Origin of the sequence: Bradyrhizobium sp. BRP56, from assembly GCF_020194035.1 — a bacterium.
Lineage (GTDB): Bacteria > Pseudomonadota > Alphaproteobacteria > Rhizobiales > Xanthobacteraceae > Bradyrhizobium > Bradyrhizobium australafricanum.
Genome location: NZ_JADYVV010000182.1, coordinates 1 through 825, shown reverse-complemented (window position 1 = coordinate 825; position 825 = coordinate 1). Strand labels below are relative to the sequence as shown.

Here is an 825-nt window from a genome sequence, read left to right as displayed (position 1 = left end):
TCCAGCTTCTGCCGAGGCGGTGGGTGGTTGAACGCACATTCGCTTGGTTCGGCAGATGCCGCCGCCTCGCCAAGGACTTCGAGGCGACGGTGGCAACCGAAGCTGCCTGGCTGCTGATTGCACACATGAGGCTCCTGACCCGCAGACTCGCGGCTGCAGCTAAGGTTGGGTGATTTATGAGTCAGACTCTCAGGACGACGGTCCAGATGGCGTTCGCAGGGGCGAGAGTCTCTTGGCGGAAAATGGGCTCGAAATGTCGAGGAGCGCTTGCTGCCACGCTGCGTCAGCACGCCGCAGGCACCGGTCCAGGGCGGCTGCCGGCCGACCCGTGCCTGATCCGGACAGATCAGACCACCGTTTCCGGCTCAGCTGGCCTATTTGCGGGCTGGGCGTGAAGCGCTAGACTTGGTGCAACGGGGGGTAGTGGACATGAGGTCGTCCGTCGTCCAGGACGTTCAGTTCCCAAAACAACCGGCGCTGCAGCTGATCTATGACACTGCACCGATCGGGCTCGCCTATCTCTCACCCGATTGCCGTTACCTTCAGATCAACCAGCGTCTCACCGAAATCTGCGGCATTTCGGTCGAAGGTCACCTCGGGCGTACGGTGCACGATTGCGTGCCCGCATTGGCTTCGGCGGTCGAAGGTATCGTTCAGTCGATCATGGAGAGCTGGCCCCGGTTGTTTGGACAGCGCCCCGCTGGATTTAAGTGGATTCCTGCCGGGTTATGCTGAACGCGGGGCTTTACGATTTTGTCGTTGCGTCGGGAGGGCGTAGCCCGACCAGAGCGACGACAAAATCGTCGGCGACGGTCATGCGGCCAT

At 61.6% G+C, this 825-nt stretch carries 2 protein-coding genes; both read left to right on the top strand.

Annotation, left to right across the window (positions count from 1 at the left end):
• Nucleotides 1-173, top strand: a 173-nt coding sequence (locus I6F38_RS43270) for a transposase (protein WP_225162452.1), incomplete at its 5' end; no start/stop codon positions are given.
• A 256-nt stretch (nt 174-429) separates the two neighbouring features.
• Nucleotides 430-735, top strand: coding sequence for a PAS domain-containing protein (locus I6F38_RS43265; protein WP_225164698.1), 306 nt, complete (start codon nt 430-432; stop codon nt 733-735).
• The last annotated feature ends 90 nt before the right edge of the window (nt 736-825 follow it).

What these genes read in the sequence shown, in the direction of transcription:
- I6F38_RS43265 (WP_225164698.1), top strand. Translation starts at nt 430, where the DNA reads ATGAGGTCGTCCGTCGTCCAGGACGTTCAGTTCCCAAAACAACCGGCG.